The organism is Bradyrhizobium sp. P5_C11_2 (assembly GCF_054049755.1).
On the sequence record NZ_JBFULT010001051.1, the window covers coordinates 1 to 1,207 of the forward strand.

Genomic DNA, 1,207 nt, shown 5'->3' on the forward strand with positions numbered 1-1,207 from the left:
CAAACTGAGGCGTCGGGTTCCAGATCAGTCTGGTAGATACCACAGGTTTAAGACGTGCCGGGACCTACCTCAGAGGATCCATGGGAAGACCCGGCCGGTCCGCGCCATATACTCGCGATAGCTGTCGCCAAACGTCTGCAACATCATTCGCTCTTCCCGTGCGACGCGGCCAAAGAACAGGACCCCGAAGCCGGCCAGGCCCGCGAAACCGGCAATCCAATTCGGCAGCAGCAATGCCTGGGCGATAGCCCACAGCCAAAATGCCGAATACATCGGGTGCCGAACTCTCCGGTAAATCCCTTCCGTCACGAGCTCATGGTTCTCCCGCACGTCGAGACTTATCGACCAGTTCCGGCCCAGTGCACGATGCGTCAGGTGAAACACGCCCAAAGCCGCAATCGCAAAGAAAGACCCCAGCCAAGCCAACCAGGGATAAAAGCCGTGAGCTGCGGAATGAGGTATTCCTGTCGCTACGTAGACGAGCGGCACAAGTCCAAGCCCCGAAAGAGATATGAGCAGGAGCGCCGTTTCCAGGGGGCCGCGAGCGCTCCGCACAACCCTCGCACGGCGGGAACGCCGCGCGTACTTATAGCGTATGAGGTACCAGCCGATCACCAACGCAACGAAGATGACTTTTGAAATGGTGGGCGTCATTTAAATCAGGCTGCCGCGCCCGGACTTCCCAGCAGTTCGCTTTCCGACACCGGCGCGCCCGCAACAAGGCCTCCGTCGTCAGCGATCATCGACACGGCGCCATCCGGGGCGAGCGTCTGGGATTTGGCTGAAATAGGTCCGCATGTGAGCATGAAGTAGTCGTACGATGTTCGCCTGTCATTTCCACTGACGAACTGGCAGTGCACGCGGAAGAAATTGAAGCGGATGCGTTGATACATGTCGTCGTTAAGCATTCGACTAATCTTCACGACCCTGACGGTCGCCTCGTTTTCTGTCGACAAGCCCATTTCGGCCATTGGCCGGCATTTGTAAAAATTCAACACGTCGGTGAGGGCCTGATAGTCGCCCCAGAAGATCGCGCGGGAATTGGCGACGCGTTCCACCGTCCTGCGAAAGCGTACTGCCTTCGGGTGCAGGCCGATCTTGAGTATGGATGATCCAACGCTCAAGAATGTGACGGGAATCTTTTTCCGACCGAGCGCAGGGTCCAGCTTCAAGGCGCGATCAAGTAGATCAACCGCTAGTACGGCGC

The 1,207-nt window shown here is 57.9% G+C and carries 1 protein-coding gene and 1 pseudogene; both read right to left on the reverse strand.

Translation table 11 applies throughout. The features are described from left to right. Positions 1 to 69: 69 nt before the first annotated feature. Positions 70 to 654 carry a protein-S-isoprenylcysteine O-methyltransferase gene (locus tag ACXJL8_RS41575; RefSeq protein ID WP_456687094.1) on the reverse strand — a complete coding sequence of 195 codons (585 nt, stop codon included), beginning with the start codon at positions 652 to 654 and terminating at the stop codon, positions 70 to 72. 5 nt (positions 655 to 659) lie between these two features. After that, positions 660 to 1,207 (reverse strand): annotated as a pseudogene (locus tag ACXJL8_RS41580) (hypothetical protein); the annotation flags it as partial.